The organism is Variovorax raffinosi, assembly GCF_051216615.1.
Taxonomy (GTDB): Bacteria; Pseudomonadota; Gammaproteobacteria; order Burkholderiales; family Burkholderiaceae_C; genus Variovorax.
Genome location: NZ_JBPJZR010000001.1, coordinates 492781 through 508841, shown reverse-complemented (window position 1 = coordinate 508841; position 16061 = coordinate 492781). Strand labels below are relative to the sequence as shown.

11 protein-coding genes are annotated in these 16061 nt (G+C 64.8%); 5 read left to right on the top strand and 6 right to left on the bottom strand.

Translation table 11 applies throughout. The features are described 5' to 3' along the window. Positions 1 to 8 precede the first annotated feature (8 nt). The 4 genes from ACSFB7_RS02395 to ACSFB7_RS02380 all read right to left on the bottom strand — a co-directional run bounded on the left by ACSFB7_RS02395 (position 9) and on the right by ACSFB7_RS02380 (position 6169). A complete protein-coding gene (locus ACSFB7_RS02395) occupies positions 9 to 2066 on the bottom strand; it encodes a M3 family metallopeptidase (protein WP_435466693.1) in 2058 nt (685 codons plus the stop codon). Between the two features lie 5 nt (positions 2067 to 2071). Then, on the bottom strand, positions 2072 to 2923 hold the full coding sequence (gene folD, locus ACSFB7_RS02390) for a bifunctional methylenetetrahydrofolate dehydrogenase/methenyltetrahydrofolate cyclohydrolase FolD (RefSeq protein ID WP_435466691.1): 852 nt from the start codon (positions 2921 to 2923) through the stop codon (positions 2072 to 2074). Between the two features lie 76 nt (positions 2924 to 2999). Beyond that, positions 3000 to 3632, bottom strand: a complete 633-nt coding sequence (locus tag ACSFB7_RS02385) for a response regulator transcription factor (RefSeq protein ID WP_012747279.1) — start codon at positions 3630 to 3632, stop codon at positions 3000 to 3002. Further along, entirely contained in the window at positions 3629 to 6169 is a 2541-nt protein-coding gene (locus ACSFB7_RS02380; protein ID WP_435466689.1) for a PAS domain-containing sensor histidine kinase, read from the bottom strand. The genes ACSFB7_RS02385 and ACSFB7_RS02380 overlap by 4 nt, the downstream gene beginning before the upstream one ends. 219 nt (positions 6170 to 6388) lie before the next feature. On the opposite strand from ACSFB7_RS02380, the gene aceE reads away from it, so the two are divergent. Genes aceE through lpdA form a run of 4 tightly spaced genes read left to right on the top strand, consistent with a single transcriptional unit; the run spans position 6389 to position 13208 of the window. Beyond that, on the top strand, positions 6389 to 9103 hold the full coding sequence (aceE, locus tag ACSFB7_RS02375; protein ID WP_435466687.1) for a pyruvate dehydrogenase (acetyl-transferring), homodimeric type: 2715 nt from the start codon (positions 6389 to 6391) through the stop codon (positions 9101 to 9103). Positions 9104 to 9154: 51 nt separating this feature from the next. Further along, on the top strand, positions 9155 to 10816 hold the full coding sequence (aceF, locus tag ACSFB7_RS02370; protein WP_435466685.1) for a dihydrolipoyllysine-residue acetyltransferase: 1662 nt from the start codon (positions 9155 to 9157) through the stop codon (positions 10814 to 10816). After that, positions 10813 to 11406: an Ntn hydrolase family protein gene (locus ACSFB7_RS02365; protein WP_435466683.1), complete on the top strand. Its 594-nt coding sequence runs from the start codon at positions 10813 to 10815 to the stop codon at positions 11404 to 11406. Before aceF ends, ACSFB7_RS02365 begins: the two co-directional genes overlap by 4 nt. Further along, positions 11403 to 13208 carry a dihydrolipoyl dehydrogenase gene (lpdA, locus tag ACSFB7_RS02360; RefSeq protein WP_435466681.1) on the top strand — a complete coding sequence of 602 codons (1806 nt, stop codon included), beginning with the start codon at positions 11403 to 11405 and terminating at the stop codon, positions 13206 to 13208. The genes ACSFB7_RS02365 and lpdA overlap by 4 nt, the downstream gene beginning before the upstream one ends. A gap of 86 nt (positions 13209 to 13294) precedes the next feature. On the opposite strand, the gene ACSFB7_RS02355 is transcribed toward lpdA, so the two are convergent. Further along, entirely contained in the window at positions 13295 to 13870 is a 576-nt protein-coding gene (locus ACSFB7_RS02355) for a C40 family peptidase (protein WP_435466679.1), read from the bottom strand. A gap of 322 nt (positions 13871 to 14192) precedes the next feature. Here ACSFB7_RS02355 and ACSFB7_RS02350 point away from each other — a divergent pair, with 322 nt between their 5' ends. Beyond that, positions 14193 to 15242: a PQQ-dependent sugar dehydrogenase gene (locus ACSFB7_RS02350; RefSeq protein ID WP_435468052.1), complete on the top strand. Its 1050-nt coding sequence runs from the start codon at positions 14193 to 14195 to the stop codon at positions 15240 to 15242. A 21-nt stretch (positions 15243 to 15263) separates the two neighbouring features. On the opposite strand, the gene ACSFB7_RS02345 is transcribed toward ACSFB7_RS02350, so the two are convergent. Further along, entirely contained in the window at positions 15264 to 16058 is a 795-nt protein-coding gene (locus ACSFB7_RS02345) for an alpha/beta hydrolase (RefSeq protein WP_435466677.1), read from the bottom strand. Between the last annotated feature and the right edge of the window lie 3 nt (positions 16059 to 16061).

Genomic DNA, 16061 nt, shown 5'->3' with positions numbered 1-16061 from the left:
GCGCCGCATCAAGCGGGCTGGGCCTGCGCCATGCCCTGGTGTCGCAGCAGCGCATCAAGCTGGGGCTCGCGGCCGCGGAAGGCCTTGAACGAATCCATCGCGCTGCGGCTGCCGCCGGCTTCCAGGATGGCCTGGCGGTACTTGCGGCCGGTCTCGATGTTCGGCTCGCCGTCGGCGCCCACGGTTTCCTCGAAGGCCGCGTAGGCGTCGGCGCTCAGCACCTCGGCCCACTTGTAGCTGTAGTAGCCGGCCGCATAGCCGCCCGAGAAAATATGGCTGAACGTATTCGGTGTGCGGCTGAACGGCGGCGAGGGCATCACGGCCACCTCGGCGCGGACCTTGCCGAGCAGGGCCATCACGTCGCCCGGCTTGGCGGCGGCCGCGTGGTACTCGGTGTGCAGCAGCATGTCGAACAGCGAGAACTCGATCTGGCGCAGCGTCTGCAGGCCGCTCTGGAAGTTCTTGGCGGCGGTCATCTTGTCGAACAGCGCGCGCGGCAGCGGCACGCCGGTGTCGACATGGGCCGTCATGTGGCTGAGCACGTCCCACTCCCAGCAGAAGTTTTCCATGAACTGGCTCGGCAGCTCGACCGCGTCCCACTCGACGCCGCTGATGCCCGAGACGTCGCGCTCGTTCACCTGCGTGAGCATGTGGTGCAGGCCGTGGCCGAACTCGTGGAAGAGGGTGGTCACGTCGTCGTGCGTGAGCAGCGGCGGCTTGCCGTCCACGCCGCTGGCGAAGTTGCAGACCAACTGCGCCACCGGCGTTTGCAGCACGCCGTTGTCGGGGCGCAGCCAGCGGGCACGCACGTCGTCCATCCAGGCGCCACCGCGCTTGGCGGCGCGGGCGGAGGGGTCGAGGTAGAACTGGCCGACCTTCTGGCCGCCACGTTCGATGCGATAGAACTCGACGCTCGGATGCCACGTGGGCGCGTTGTCGCGGCGGATCGACACCTCGAACAGCGTCTCGACGATCTTGAACAGGCCGGCCATGACCTTGGGCGCGGGGAAGTACTGCTTCACCTCCTGCTCGCTGAAGGCGTAGCGCGCTTCCTTGAGCTTCTCGCCGATGTAGCTCCAGTCCCAGGGCTGCGGATCGGTGATGCTCAATTGCTCGGAGGCAAAGGCGCGCAGGTCGGCCAGGTCGCGCTCGCCATAGGGCTTGGCCTTGGTCGCGAGATCGCGCAGGAACTTGACGACCTGCTCGGGCGATTCGGCCATCTTCGGCACGACCGACAACTCGCCGAAATTCTTGTAGCCGAGCAGCTTGGCTTCTTCTTCGCGCAGCGCAAGGATCTCGGTGATCAGCGCGGTGTTGTCGAAGGCGGCATCGCCGAATTCGCTGGCACGCGTGACATAGGCGCGGTAGAGCGTTTCGCGCAGCGCGCTGCCCCTGGCGAACTGCATCACCGGCAGGTAGCACGGCATCTTGAGCGTGAGCTTGTAGCCTTCCTTGCCTTCGGCATCGGCGGCCGCGCGCGCGGCGCTCACCACGTCTTCAGGCACACCTTCGAGTTCGCCCAGCTTGGCGTAGTAGGCGAAGGCGTCGGTGGCGTCGAGCGCGTTTTCGCTGAATTTCTGGCTCAGTTCGGCTTGGCGTTCCTGGATGTCGGCAAAGCGCTTCTTGGCTTCACCCTGCAGTTCGGCGCCGCCCAGCACGAAGTTGCGCACGGCATTGCGATGCGCCTGGCGCTGCTCGGCATTGAGGGTGGCGACGTCGATGGCCTTGTACTTGGCGTACAGCCGCTCGTCGGAGCCCAGGCCGGTCCAGAAGGCGGTCACGCGAGGCATGGCTTCGTTGTAGGCGGCGCGCAACTCGGGCGTGTCGGCCACGGCGTTGAGATGGCCCACGGCGCTCCAGGCGCGGCCGAAGCGTTCGGACGCCACTTCGAGCACCTTGGAAATCGTATTCCAGTCGGCCGGAAGCTCCGGCGCCGTGACGGTTTGCAGCGCGGTCTCGGCTTCGGCAAGCAGCACATCGACGGCGGGCGCGACGTGCTCCGGCTTGATGCGGTCGAACAGCGGGAGATCGGTGAAGTCGAGGAGGGGGTTGTTCGTCATGGCCATGGAAATTACTTGGCGGCGCGTTCCGCGGCTTCAAGGGTGTTGACCAGCAGCATGGCGCGGGTCATGGGGCCGACGCCCCCCGGCACGGGCGTGATCCAGCTGGCCACTTCCTTCACGCCCTCGAAATCGACGTCGCCGGCCAGCTTGCCGTCCGCCTTGCGGTTCATGCCCACGTCGATGACGACCGCACCGGGCTTCACCATGTCGGCGGTCAGCAGGTTGAGCTTGCCCACGGCCGCCACGACCACATCGGCCTGACGCGTGATGGCGCCCAGGTCTTGCGTGGCGCTGTGGCAGATGGTGACAGTCGCGCTCTTGGCCAGCAGCATCATGGCCATCGGCTTGCCGACGATGTTGCTGCGGCCGATGACCACGGCATGCTTGCCGCGCAGGTCGTAGCCGATGGATTCGAGCATCTTCATGCAGCCGTGCGGCGTGCAGGGCCAGAAGCCGGGCGCGCCGGTCATCAGGGCGCCGGCGCTGGCAACGTGGAAGCCGTCGACGTCTTTCGCGGGCGAGATCGTCTCGATGACCTTCTGGCTGTCCATGTGCCTGGGCAGCGGCAGTTGCACCAGGATGCCGTGCACCTTGGGATCGTCGTTGAGGGCGCGGACGCGGGCGAGCAGGTCGGCCTCGCTCATGTCGGCGGGGTAGCGCTCCAGCGTGGCCTGCAGGCCGGTTTCGGTGCTGTCGTTGACCTTGTGCTTGGTGTAGACCTGGCTGGCCGGGTCGTCGCCCACGAGGATGATGGAGAGGGCCGGGTTCACGCCACTGGCCTTCAGCGCGGCGGTGCGGCCGGCGACCTCGGCACGGATGGTTTTTGCGAGGGCGTTGCCGTCGATCAGTTGGGCGGTCATCGGTTTTGAATTTCCAAGTAAAAACGCCCGCTTGCGCAGGCGTGGGGGACATCCATTGCTATCGGTCGGACAGCTTCTAGGCTTTGGCGGCCGGTGCGGCCTGTCCGAGGGCGATCTTGAGCAGATCGGCCACGGTGTTGGCGTTGAGCTTTTCCATGATGTTGGCGCGGTGCGCCTCCACCGTCTTGATGCTGATGCCGAGGTCGTCGGCAATCTGCTTGTTCAGCCGGCCGGCGACGATGCGTTCGAGCACCTGTGCCTCGCGGCCCGTGAGCTTGGACAGCAGCGCGTCGCGGCTGGCCGACTGCTGGTGCTGGGTGAAGGCGCCGCGCGCATGTTCGAGCATGCGCTCGACCAGCGTGACGAGCTCTTCGTCGTTGAAGGGCTTCTGGATGAAATCCATCGCACCCTTCTTCATGCTGTCGACCGCCATCGGCACGTCGCCGTGACCGGTGATGACCACGATCGGCAGCGGGGAGCGCCGCTCGATCAGCCGATCCTGCAATTCGAGGCCGGTCATGCCGGCCATGCGGATGTCGACGATCAAGCAGGCGACTTCGCGCGGATCGTATCGGGAGAGAAAGGATTCGGCGGAATCGAAACAGCGGACTCTGTAGTCCTTGCCTTCGAGCAGCCATTGCAGCGAATCGCGTACGGCTTCGTCATCGTCGACGACGTAGACCGTGCCCTTCTTCGGAATCAAACTCATGCAGGTACCTTTGCCTCGTCGCTAGCTACGGAACTGATAGCGTCCAACACCGGAATCCAGAAGGAAAAACGGCATCCGATCACATCCGGGCCATTGTAGATGTTCTCTGCCTGCATCCGGCCGCGGTGCGACTCGACGATGGTGCGGCACAGATTCAGCCCGATGCCCATGCCTTCCGGTTTGGTGGAAAAGAAGGCCTCGTAGAGCCGGTCCATCACTTCCGGTGCCAGGCCCTTGCCGGTGTCCTGCACCGAAAATTCGATGGCGTTGTGGCCTTCGATAACCTTCGGCAACACACGGAGTTCGACGCTGCGGCGCGCCAGCGGCCGGTCGGCGATGTCGATGGACTCGGCCGCGTTCTTCAGCAAATTGACCATCACCTGCTCGATGAGGATCGGGTCGACGCGCACCACTGGCAGCCGTGCGGCCACATAGTGGTTCAGCCGCACATTGCGGCGGCGCAGTTCGATGCCGGCAAGTTCGACCGCTTCGCTCACCATGGTCGCCACGTCGGCGGGCGTGCGATTGGGTTCGCTGCGCTTCACGAAGGAGCGGATGCGCTGGATGATCTGGCCCGCGCGCTGGGCCTGCTTCGACGTTTTCTCCAGCGCGGCGAGCAGCGCGTCGTTGTCGATCGTCTGGCCCTTGATGCGCGACATCATCCCGTTGCAGTAGTTGGTGATGGCGGTCAGCGGCTGGTTGAGTTCGTGCGCCACGCTCGACGCCATTTCGCCCATGGTGATGAGGCGGCTTGCGGCCTGCGCGCGATCGGCCTGCGCGGCGGCCTGTTCTTCGGCGTCACGGCGCGGCGTGATGTCGGTGGCAATCACCAGTTGCGCGAGCCGGCCGTCCACCCAGGTCAGGTAGCGCGAACGCACTTCGAGCCACTTGCCCAGGTGCGGCACGAAGATTTCGTTATTGGCGGTCTGCGCTGCGGTGAGCGTGTCGATCGGCAGGCCGGCGTAGGGGTCGACGTCGTCCAGGCCTTCGTCATGCGCGTTCGACGCCGGCACACCCGCTTGCGCCACCATGCCCAGGTGGCCCACGGTGTCGGAGCCGAACCACAGGCGGTACAGCTTGTTGGCGAACAGCAGCTCTTCGCTGCCGATGGGCGCGACCGACACGGCTGCGTCCAGCGCTTCGAGCACCGTGGTGAAGCGCTCGTAGGACGCCGAGAGCTGTTCGCGGATGCGCGTGGGCTCGGTGATGTCGGTCATCGACGTCATCCAGCCGGTCTGGTGGCCGCGTGCGTCGATCAAAGGCGACACATAGAGCCGCGCGTTGAACACGCTGCCGTTCTTGCGCTTCACGCGCACCTGGAAGCCGCCGGGCAGGGCGCGCCCGTGCAGCTCTTCTTCGAGGCGCTCGTTCATCACCTCGCGGTCGGACTCCAGCCAATAGGGGAAGGGTGGCGATTGGCCGACCAGTTCGGCTTCGCTCCATCCCGTCATCGCGCAGAAGGCGGCATTCACGTAGGTGATGCGGCCTTGCAGGTCGAGCACGCGCATGCCGGTCAGCATGGAGTTTTCCATGGCGCGGCGGAAGTTGGTTTCGGCCACCAGCCGTTGCTGCGCCTGCAGTCGTCGTCGGGTGTGGCGCCAGGTGCCGATCAGCATCCAGCTCGTGAGCACGCTCAGTGCGCAGACCAGCCAGAACAGGCCGTTGCCCACCACGCCCTGCGAGGTGCGGTAGGCCTGCGCCCGCAGCACCAGCGCATTGCCGACCGGGGACACCGGCACTTCGTATTCGTTGGTCCGTTCGGTCCAAGGCAGCAGGCGCGTGCCGCTGTCCTTCAGGTTGGCCGTGTTGCCGGCGATCACGTTGCCCTTGGCGTCGAGCAGCGAAACGGCATAGCGCGCCTGTACCTCTGAGGGCATGCCATAGCGCAGCAGGCCATCGACCGAAAACTCGCCGAGTACCACGCCCGCGAAGAGGCCCTGGTCGAACAGCGGGATGTGCAGTTGCAGCATCGCGGGCGGATCGCCACCGGCCACGGGTTGCGAATACACCGGCTGGCGCAGCTCGCGCGCCAGGGCGTAGTTGCTTTCGATGTCGCCGGGACGCAGCACGTCACCGATCAGATGCTGTTGGGCGGGGTGAACGCTGGGCGCCGCGTAGCCCGCCTTGAAGCGGCGGCGGTCGTCGACCCAGGTGATCGTCTGCAACTCGGGGAACTGGCTGACCAGCGACTCGGCCCGGCTCGTGAACTCGATCGGGTCGATCTCGCGGTTGGAGGCATCGCGCGCGATGCGCATCAGTTGTTCTTGCCGCTCCAGCAAGCGCAGCCGCATGCGCTGCTGCGCGTATTCGACATCGCGGCGCACCGACTCCTGCTCGCGCTCGACTTCCTCGGTGCGTAGATACCAGAAGGCCGAGACGATCGCTGCGAGAAAGAGAAGCACGGCCGCCATCGGCGCCAGCATGGCAACGGCGTCCTGCAGCACCGGCGTCTGCCGGCGCCACCAGCGGCGCCACCAGGACAGCGGCGAGGCATTCACGGCACTGCGGGCAACCGCCAGCGGAGAAGAAAAGGGCATGGGCCGAGTTTAGGGGATGCCCCCTGCGAAGCGTCGAAAAGGCGCGGTGTCACTGCTCGTGGCGCGGTTGCATTCACGCGCTTCCTCTTGATCTTTGAAATTTCATATTAAGAAATCATCGGGCGCCATTTGAAATTCTGAGATTTCTATGGGAAACTCCCGCGCGTTCGCTGCATAGCGCACTAAATTACAGCCACAGCCCTAAAAGGAGAGACAAGCATGTCGGCAAATCCCGAGAACCTGTTCGGCTCGGCCGCGAATGACGCGGACGCCCAGGAGACCCGTGAATGGATGGATGCACTGTCTTCCGTCATCCAGAGCGAGGGCCCCGAGCGGGCGCACTTCCTTCTAGAGCAACTGCTCGAGCACGCCCGCCAGAACAGCGTGGACATGCCGTTCTCGGCCAATACCGGCTACGTCAACACCATCGAACCCTCGATGGAAGCCCGCAGCCCCGGCAACCTCGAAATCGAACAGCGACTGCGCGCCTACATGCGCTGGAACGCCATGGCGATGGTGGTCAAGGCCAACCGCCACCACCCGGCCGAAGGCGGTGACCTGGGCGGCCACATCGGCTCCTTCGCTTCGCTGGCCAGCATGTTCGGCGCCGGCTTCAATCACTTCTGGCACGCCGAGAGCGAAAACCACGGCGGCGACCTGCTGTACATCCAGGGCCACGTGTCGCCCGGCATCTATGCCCGCGCCTACCTCGAAGGCCGCCTGACCGAAGAGCAACTGCTCAACTTCCGCCAGGAAGTGGACGGCAAGGGTCTGTCGAGCTACCCGCATCCCAAGCTGATGCCCGAGTTCTGGCAGTTCCCCACGGTGTCGATGGGCCTGGGCCCGCTCATGGCCATCTACCAGGCGCGCTTCCTCAAGTACCTGCACGCCCGCGGCATCGCCAACACCGAGAACCGCAAGGTATGGGTGTTCTGCGGCGACGGTGAAATGGACGAAGTCGAATCGCTGGGCGCCATCGGCCTGGCCGCGCGCGAGAACCTCGACAACCTGGTCTTCGTCATCAACTGCAACCTGCAGCGCCTGGACGGCCCGGTGCGCGGCAACGGCAAGATCATCCAGGAACTCGAAGGCGAGTTCCGCGGTGCCGGCTGGAATGTCGTCAAGCTGATCTGGGGCAAGGGCTGGGACGCCCTGCTCGAGAAGGACCATGACGGCGCGCTGCGCAAGATCATGATGGAGTGCAACGACGGCGACTACCAGTCCTTCAAGGCCAACGATGGCGCTTACGTCCGCAAGAACTTCTTCGGCCGTGACCCGCGCACGCTGAAGATGGTCGAGCACATGACCGACGACGAAGTCTGGGCGCTGCAGCGCGGCGGCCACGACTCGCAGAAGGTGTACGCCGCCTTCCACGCCGCTCACAACCACCAGGGCCAGCCCACGGTGCTGCTCGTGAAGACCGTCAAGGGCTTCGGCATGGGCAAGATCGGCGAGGGCAAGAACAACGTCCACCAGACGAAGAAGCTCAGCGACGAGGACATCATGACCTTCCGCGATCGCTTCAACATCCCGATTCCCGACAGCAAGATCGCCGAACTGCCGTTCTACAAGCCGGCCGACGACACGCCTGAAATGAAGTACCTGCACGAGCGCCGCAAGGCCCTCGGCGGTTACCTGCCGCATCGCCGTACCAAGGCCGACGAGAGCTTCACGGTGCCTTCGCTCGACACCTTCAAGTCGGTGATGGAGCCCACGGCCGAAGGCCGCGAGATCTCGACCACGCAAGCCTATGTGCGCTTCCTCACGCAGTTGCTGCGCGACAAGGCACTCGGCCCGCGCGTCGTCCCCATCCTCGTGGACGAAGCCCGCACCTTCGGCATGGAAGGGTTGTTCCGCCAGATCGGCATCTACAACCCGCATGGCCAGCAGTACACCCCGGTCGACAAAGACCAGGTCATGTACTACAAGGAAGACAAGGCCGGCCAGATCCTGCAGGAAGGCATCAACGAGGCCGGCGGCATGTCGAGCTGGATTGCTGCGGCCACGTCGTACAGCACGAACAACCGCATCATGGTGCCGTTCTACGTGTACTACTCGATGTTCGGTTTCCAGCGCATCGGCGACCTGGCCTGGGCGGCCGGCGACATGCAGGCCCGCGGCTTCCTGCTGGGTGGCACTTCGGGACGCACCACGCTCAACGGCGAAGGCCTGCAGCACGAAGACGGTCACAGCCACATCCTGGCCAACACCATCCCGAACTGCGTGAGCTACGACCCGACCTTCGCGCACGAAGTGGGCGTGATCCTGCACCATGGCCTCAAGCGCATGGTCGAAAAGCAGGACAACGTCTACTACTACATCACGCTGCTGAACGAGAACTACGCGATGCCCGGCCTGCAGCCCGGCACCGAAGAGCAGATCATCAAGGGCATGTACCTGGTCAAGCAGGGTCCTGCACTGAAGGCCAAGGCGCCGACCGTGCAACTGCTGGGCAGCGGCACCATCCTGCGCGAAAGCTTCGCGGCGCAAGAGTTGCTCGAGAAGGACTGGGGCGTGTCGGCTTCCGTGTGGAGCTGCCCGAGCTTCAACGAGCTGACGCGTGACGGCCAGGATGCCGACCGCTGGAACCTGCTGCACCCCGACCAGACGCCGCGCGTGCCCTTCGTGGCCGAGCAGCTTGCGTCCTCGGCCGGCCCGGTGGTCGCATCGACCGACTACATGAAGGCCTACGCGGAACAGGTCCGCCCCTTCATCCCGAAGGGCCGTACCTACAAGGTGCTGGGCACCGACGGCTTCGGCCGCAGCGACTTCCGCAACAAGCTGCGCGAGCACTTTGAAATCAATCGTCACTACATCGTGGTGGCCGCACTCAAGGCGCTGAGCGAAGATGGCACCGTGCCGGTGGCCAAGGTGGTTGAAGCGATCAAGAAGTACGGCATCAACATCGACAAGGTCAATCCGCTCTACGCCTGACCCTCAACAATTAACGAACGAAACGGCGCCTCACGGCGGGAGACAAACGATATGGCAGCAGTGGAAGTCAAGGTGCCGGACATCGGCGATTTCGATGAAGTCGCGGTGATCGAGGTGCTGGTGAAGGTGGGCGACACGGTCAAGGCCGAGCAGTCGCTCATTACCGTGGAATCGGACAAGGCGTCGATGGAAATTCCATCGTCGACCGCCGGTGTGGTCAAGGAAATCAAGGTCGAGATCGGCGGCAAGGTGAAGGAGGGCTCGGTGGTGCTCGTGCTCGAAGCTGAAGGCGCGGCTGCCGCGGCTCCGGCTCCTGCTGCGGCACCCGCCGCTGCAGCCCCTGCACCGGTGGCTGCGGCGCCTGCGCCAGCGGCAGCAGCGCAGGCCGCATCGGGCCCGGTCGAGATCAAGGTGCCGGACATCGGCGACTTCAAGGACGTGGCCGTCATCGAGTTGCTCGTGAAGGTCGGCGACACCGTCGCGGCCGAGCAGTCGCTGATCACGGTGGAGTCGGACAAGGCCTCGATGGAAATCCCGTCGTCGGCTGCCGGCGTGCTCAAGGAGCTCAAGGTCAAGGTCGGCGACACGGTCAACATCGGTGACCTGATCGCCGTGCTCGAAGGCGTTGCGGTTGCCGCAGCGCCTGCGCCGGCGCAAGCCGCCGCAGCAGCCGCCGCACCGGCGATCGCGACGGCCAGCGCACCTGCGCCGGTTGCCTCGCCGGCACCGGCCGCAGCCGCCGCCCCGCACGAACCCACCACGGCGCCGACCGGCAGCCTGCCGCATGCGTCGCCTTCGGTGCGCAAGTTCGCGCGCGAACTCGGCGTGCCGCTCGAAGAAATCAAGGGCTCGGGCCCCAAGGGCCGTATCACGCAGGAAGACGTCCAGAGCTTCACCAAGGCCGTGATGAGCGGCCAGGTCAGCACCAAGGCCTCGGCGGCCAAGGCGCCGGCCGGCGGTGGCAGTGCAGACGGTGCGGCGCTGGGTCTCATCCCATGGCCCAAGGTCGACTTCACGAAGTTCGGCGCGGTCGAGCGCAAGGACCTGTCGCGCATCAAGAAGCTCAGCGGCGCGAACCTGCATCGCAACTGGGTGATGATTCCGCACGTCACCAACAACGACGAAGCCGACATCACCGAGCTCGAGGCCTTCCGCGTCTCCACCAACAAGGAGAACGAGAAGTCGGGCATCAAGGTCACGATGCTGGCCTTCGTGATCAAGGCGGTGGTTGCTGCGCTGAAGAAATTCCCGGATTTCAACGCCAGCCTGGACGGCGACCAGCTCGTCTACAAGCAGTACTACAACATCGGCTTCGCCGCGGACACGCCCAACGGGCTCGTGGTGCCGGTGCTGAAAGATGCCGACAAAAAAGGCATCCTGCAGATCAGCGCCGAGATGGGCGAACTCGCCAAGAAGGCGCGCGACGGCAAGCTCGGTTCGGCCGACATGCAGGGCGGCTGCTTCTCGATCAGCTCGCTCGGCGGCATCGGCGGCACGCACTTCACGCCCATCATCAATGCACCTGAAGTGGCCATCCTCGGCCTCTCCAAGGGCCAGATGAAGCCGGTGTGGGACGGCAAGCAGTTCGTGCCGCGCCTGACGCTGCCGCTGTCGCTGTCGTATGACCACCGCGTGATCGACGGCGCCCTGGCAGCGCGTTTCAACGCCTACCTGGGCCAGGTGCTCGCGGACTACCGTCGAATCCTGCTATGACCACCGTAGTGGCCGTCCGAAAGGGTGGCCAGGTCACGATGGCAGCCGATTCTCTGGTGACCTTCGGCGACACGCGCCTGTCGCACAACGCCGAAGCGAACCAGAAGATCTTCACCGTCGAGGATGCGGCGGGCACCAGCCTGTTTGCCATGGCCGGCGCCGCGGCGCACTTCCTGGTGCTGCAGCACGCGCTGGCCGCACAGGAGCGCGAGAAGCTGCTGTTCGGCAGCAAGCACGAGATCTTTCGCACCTTCACGATGCTGCATCCGGTGCTGAAGGACTCGTTCTTCATGCAGACCAAGGAAGACGAGCACGAGCCCTACGAGTCGAGCCAGTTCACGATGCTGATGGCCAACCAGAGCGGCATCTACGGCATCTACAGCTACCGCGAGGTGTTCGAGTTCAAGCAGTTCTGGGCCATCGGCTCGGGACGCAGCTTTGCGCTCGGCGGCATGCACGCGGCCTATGACATCAAGTCGCGCAGCGCGCGCGACGTGGCGGAGGCGGGGATCGCCGCCGCCTGCGAATTCGATCGCAATTCGGCCCCACCGGTCGACGTTCTCACACTCAAACTGAAAGTGTCCAAATGAGCGAACAACAAATCAAGGTGCCCGACATCGGCGACTTCGACGAAGTCGCGGTGATCGAGGTGCTGGTCAATGTCGGCGACACGGTCAAGGCCGAGCAGTCGCTGATCACGGTCGAATCGGACAAGGCCTCGATGGAGATTCCATCGTCGGCGGCCGGCGTGGTGAAGGCGCTGGCGGTCAAGGTGGGCGACAAGGTCAAGCAAGGCTCGGTCGTGCTGACGCTGGAGGTGGACGGTGCTGCTGCAGCGCCTGCGCCTGCCGCAGCGGCTCCTGCACCCAAGGCTGCTGCTCCGGCATCGGCCCCTGTTGCAGCGCCCGTAGCGTCCACCTACGGCGGCAAGGTCGATGTCGAGTGCGACGTGATCGTGCTCGGTGCCGGCCCCGGCGGCTACTCGGCCGCCTTCCGCGCGGCCGACCTGGGCCTCAAGGTCGTGCTGATCGAACGCTACGCCACGCTCGGCGGCGTGTGCCTGAACGTCGGCTGCATCCCCTCGAAGGCGCTGCTGCACGTGGCATCGGTCATGGATGAGGTCAAGCACTTCGCCGACCTGGGCGTGAGCTTCGCCGCGCCCACGGTCGATCGCGCCAAGCTGCTCGGCCACAAGAACAAGGTGGTGGGCAAGCTCACCGGCGGCCTCACGGCCATGGCCAAGATGCGCAAGGTGACGGTGCTGCGCGGCGTCGGCAACTTCATCGACCCGTACCACCTGGAAGTCGAAGAGACCTCCGGCACGAGCTGGGACACGAACGGCAAGAAGCAGACCGTCAAGTTCCGCAACGCGATCATCGCGGCCGGCTCGCAGTCGGTCAGCCTGCCATTCATGCCGAAGGATCCGCGCATCGTGGATTCCACCGGCGCGCTCGAAATGGGCACCGACCCCAAGCGCATGCTGATCCTGGGCGGCGGCATCATCGGCCTCGAAATGGGCACGGTGTATTCGACGCTCGGCGCGCGCCTGGACGTGGTCGAAATGCTCGACGGCCTGATGCAGGGCGCCGACCGCGACCTCGTCAAGGTCTGGCAGAAGATGAACGCACCGCGCTTCGACAACATCATGTTGAAGACCAAGACGGTCGGCGCCGAAGCCACGAAGGAAGGCATCAAGGTCACCTTCGAGGGCGAGAACGCACCGAAGGAGCCGCAGGTGTACGACCTCGTGCTGCAGGCCGTGGGCCGCAGCCCCAATGGCAAGAAGATCGGAGCCGAGAAGGCCGGCGTCGCGGTGAGCGACCGCGGCTTCATTCCGGTCGACATCCAGATGCGCACCAACGTGCCGCACATCTTCGCCATCGGCGACATCGTGGGCCAGCCCATGCTGGCGCACAAGGCGGTGCACGAGGCGCATGTGGCAGCCGAGGTGATCGCCGGAGAGCAGAAGGGCGACAAGGAGCTCTCAAGCGCCGCTTTCAACGCCCGCGTGATCCCGAGCGTGGCCTACACCGACCCCGAGGTGGCGTGGGTGGGCCTCACGGAAGACCAGGCCAAGGCCGAAGGCATCAAGATCAAGAAGGGCCACTTCCCGTGGACCGCTTCGGGCCGCGCCATCGCCAATGGCCGCGACGAGGGCTTCACCAAGCTGCTGTTCGATGCCGAGACGCATCGCATCCTCGGCGGCGGCATCGTCGGCACACATGCCGGCGACATGATCGGCGAGATCGCGCTGGCCATCGAAATGGGCGCGGACGAGATCGACATCGGCAAGACCATCCATCCGCACCCGACGCTGGGCGAAAGCATCGGCATGGCAGCGGAAGTGGCGCACGGTACTTGCACGGATCTGCCGCCGGCGAAGAAGGGCTGATCCCTTTGTGAGTGAACAGGGCGCTTGTCGAGCGCCCACAAAAAATCCCGCCGCGGCGGGATTTTTTTCGTCCGGGCTTGAAGCGCTCAGTTGCCGGTGTTGGCGACTGCTGCAGCCTTGACTTCGTCTGTCGGCCCGCTGAGCACACGGCGGGCGCCGTCGAAGCGGCGTTGCCAGTAGCTGCCGTTCATGTCTTCCACGCGGACCTGGGCGCCGGAGCGGGGCGAGTGGATGAACTTGCCTTCGCCGACATAGATGCCGACATGGCTGAAGGCGCGGCGCATGGTGTTGAAGAACACGAGGTCGCCGGGCTTGAGCTGGCTGCGATCGATCTTCTCGGTGGCGGCGGCTTGCTCTTCGGCGCGGCGCGGGAGCATGTGGCCCACCGTCTGGTTGTACATGGCGCGAACGAAGCCGCTGCAGTCGAAGCCGGCTTCCGCCGAATTGCCGCCGCGGCGATAGGGGACTCCGAGGAAGCCGATGGCCGTGACCACCAGATCGGAGGTTCGTTCTGCGACGGTTTGACGGACCTGCTGGAACTGACCGACAAGACCCTTGTCGGCAAGTACGCGGGCCATCTCGTCATCTGATCGGTCCTGTTGAGGGGCTGCATGAGCAGCGACGGCAAACAGGAGAGACGCGGGTAGGACGAAAAAACGCATGGCGCGTAGGATATTGATGACGCGCGGTTATGTCAATTTAAACTGAATTAGCGATTGCATATGTAAGTCATTGATTTACTTGAGAATTCTGAATCGCGCGGAAGAAAAAATGTAACGGTGGACGTTTATGGCCCATAAGTGATTGGCGCCGAATGGGCCTTCCGGTCTTGTGTGAACTGGCGATTGCTCTGGATTCGGTCGCTATATCCCGCCAAGATCGCGCCAACTACCCGGAAAAGTCATGAACTTGCAAATTCAGGCATCTTTTGGCCTCGCGCGCCGCCTCGCCCTTGTTGCCGGTTTGGGGTTTTGTGTCAGTGTCATGGCGCAGGTGCGTCCCGAAACCGTGGCTTCCGGCCTGGAGAACCCATGGGGCCTGACCTTTCTGCCGGGCGGGCGTTTCGTGGTCACCGAGCGGCCAGGGCGCCTGAGGCTGGTTGGCGCCGACGGCAAGATCGGTGCGCCCATCACGGGCTTGCCGGCCATTGCGGCGGGCGGGCAGGGCGGCTTGCTCGACGTGCTGGCCGATTCCGGCTTTGAGAAGAATCGGACGCTGTACTTCTGCTTCTCCGAGCCCGACGCCAGCGGATCGACCAACAGCACCGCGCTGGCCCGCGCCAATCTCTCGGCCGACGGCACCAAGCTTGAAGATTTGAAGGTCATCTTCAGCCAGCAACCCAAGGTGGCCAGCCGCAATCACTTCGGCTGCCGCATCGTCGAGGCGCGCGACGGCACCTTGTTCCTGACGCTCGGCGATCGCTTCAGCCGCAAGGAAGACGCTCAGAAGCTGGACAACCACCTGGGCAAGATCGTGCGCGTCGCCAAGGACGGCTCGGTGCCGAAGGACAACCCCTTCGTCGGCAAGCCCGGCGCGTTGCCCGAAATCTGGAGCTACGGACATCGCAACAGCCAGGGCGCCACGCTCGCGCCCGATGGCCGTTTCTGGATGGCCGAGCACGGCCCGCAAGGCGGCGACGAGATCAACATTCCGCTGCCCGGTCGCAACTACGGCTGGCCCGTCATCACCTATGGCGAGAACTACGGCGGCGGCAAGATCGGCGACGGCATCACGGCCAAAGAGGGCATGGAGCAGCCGCTGCATTACTGGGTGCCGTCGATTGCGCCGTCTGGCATGGCATTCCTGACCAGCGATCGCTACGGGCCGGCCTGGAAGGGCAACCTGTTCGTGGGCTCGCTCAAGTTCGGTTATCTTGACCGCATCGAGCTGAAGGGCGGCAAGGTGGTGGCCGAACACAAGCTGCTGGCCGAGGGCAGGGCGCGCATCCGCGATGTGAAGCAGGGGCCCGACGGGCTGCTCTACGTGCTCACCGACGAGGCGGATGGCAAGTTGCTGCGCCTGCGGCCGAACTGAGCCGGGTTTTTTCTCTTCGCTTCAGGTGGGGCAGCTCTGCAGCGGCAGCGTCGGAAGCATGCGGCGCCACAAGCGTTTCCATTCCGGCCAGTCGTGGCCGCCTTCGGTCGTGAAGACGCGCTCCACAGGAAGTGCGGCTGCGAGCAGCCGATGGCTGAAGGCAAAGCGGTCGTCGGCGCCATAGCCCAGGTAGAGCGGTGGCCGGGCGGCGGCCGTCTGCGTGAAGCCGACATAGCCGCGCAGCCATTGCCACAGTTGTGTTTCGTTCGGTGTGCGTGGAGCGCCTTCGGCCGGATCGACCAGCGGACCTTTCCACGAAGCGATGCCGCCGGCGTTGGCGATGTCAGTGCTCAGCGTGCGTTCGCCGAGGTAGGGCGCGAGCGCCACCAGCCCCGCGAGCTCGCCGGGGTGCGTCTGCGCGTAGAGCAGCCCGCCGAAGCCGCCGACCGAGATGCCGACGATCCAGATCTTGCGATAGCCCTGGCTGCGCGCCGGCGCCATCACGTCCGCGCTCAGGCGCTCGAGGATGGTCTTGTCGTTGTAGTAGCCGAGGTGCGCGTCGACCAGCATCACGTCCGCCGCGACCCGGTTGTCGCGCAGGGCCTCGATGAAGCCTTCGCGCTTGAATTCGTCAGGCGTCGAATGCGCGCCGGGCAGCATCACCAGCAGCGTGTCGGCGTCGCGCATGCAACTGCTTTTCTCGAAGCTGGTCGCCATCGGCACAGTGGTCTTGCGCACGCCGCCGCAGCCTAAGGCAAGCCATGCAGCGCCAAGACCCAGCACGACAAGGCCAAGCCGTTTCGAGAAGATCTTCATCCG

Coding starts and splice junctions, on each gene's coding strand:
- ACSFB7_RS02395 (WP_435466693.1), bottom strand. CDS start 2,066: ATGGCCATGACGAACAACCCCCTCCTCGACTTCACCGATCTCCCGCTG.
- folD (WP_435466691.1), bottom strand. CDS start 2,923: ATGACCGCCCAACTGATCGACGGCAACGCCCTCGCAAAAACCATCCGT.
- ACSFB7_RS02385 (WP_012747279.1), bottom strand. CDS start 3,632: ATGAGTTTGATTCCGAAGAAGGGCACGGTCTACGTCGTCGACGATGAC.
- ACSFB7_RS02380 (WP_435466689.1), bottom strand. CDS start 6,169: ATGCCCTTTTCTTCTCCGCTGGCGGTTGCCCGCAGTGCCGTGAATGCC.
- aceE (WP_435466687.1), top strand. CDS start 6,389: ATGTCGGCAAATCCCGAGAACCTGTTCGGCTCGGCCGCGAATGACGCG.
- aceF (WP_435466685.1), top strand. CDS start 9,155: ATGGCAGCAGTGGAAGTCAAGGTGCCGGACATCGGCGATTTCGATGAA.
- ACSFB7_RS02365 (WP_435466683.1), top strand. CDS start 10,813: ATGACCACCGTAGTGGCCGTCCGAAAGGGTGGCCAGGTCACGATGGCA.
- lpdA (WP_435466681.1), top strand. CDS start 11,403: ATGAGCGAACAACAAATCAAGGTGCCCGACATCGGCGACTTCGACGAA.
- ACSFB7_RS02355 (WP_435466679.1), bottom strand. CDS start 13,870: ATGCGTTTTTTCGTCCTACCCGCGTCTCTCCTGTTTGCCGTCGCTGCT.
- ACSFB7_RS02350 (WP_435468052.1), top strand. CDS start 14,193: ATGGCGCAGGTGCGTCCCGAAACCGTGGCTTCCGGCCTGGAGAACCCA.
- ACSFB7_RS02345 (WP_435466677.1), bottom strand. CDS start 16,058: ATGAAGATCTTCTCGAAACGGCTTGGCCTTGTCGTGCTGGGTCTTGGC.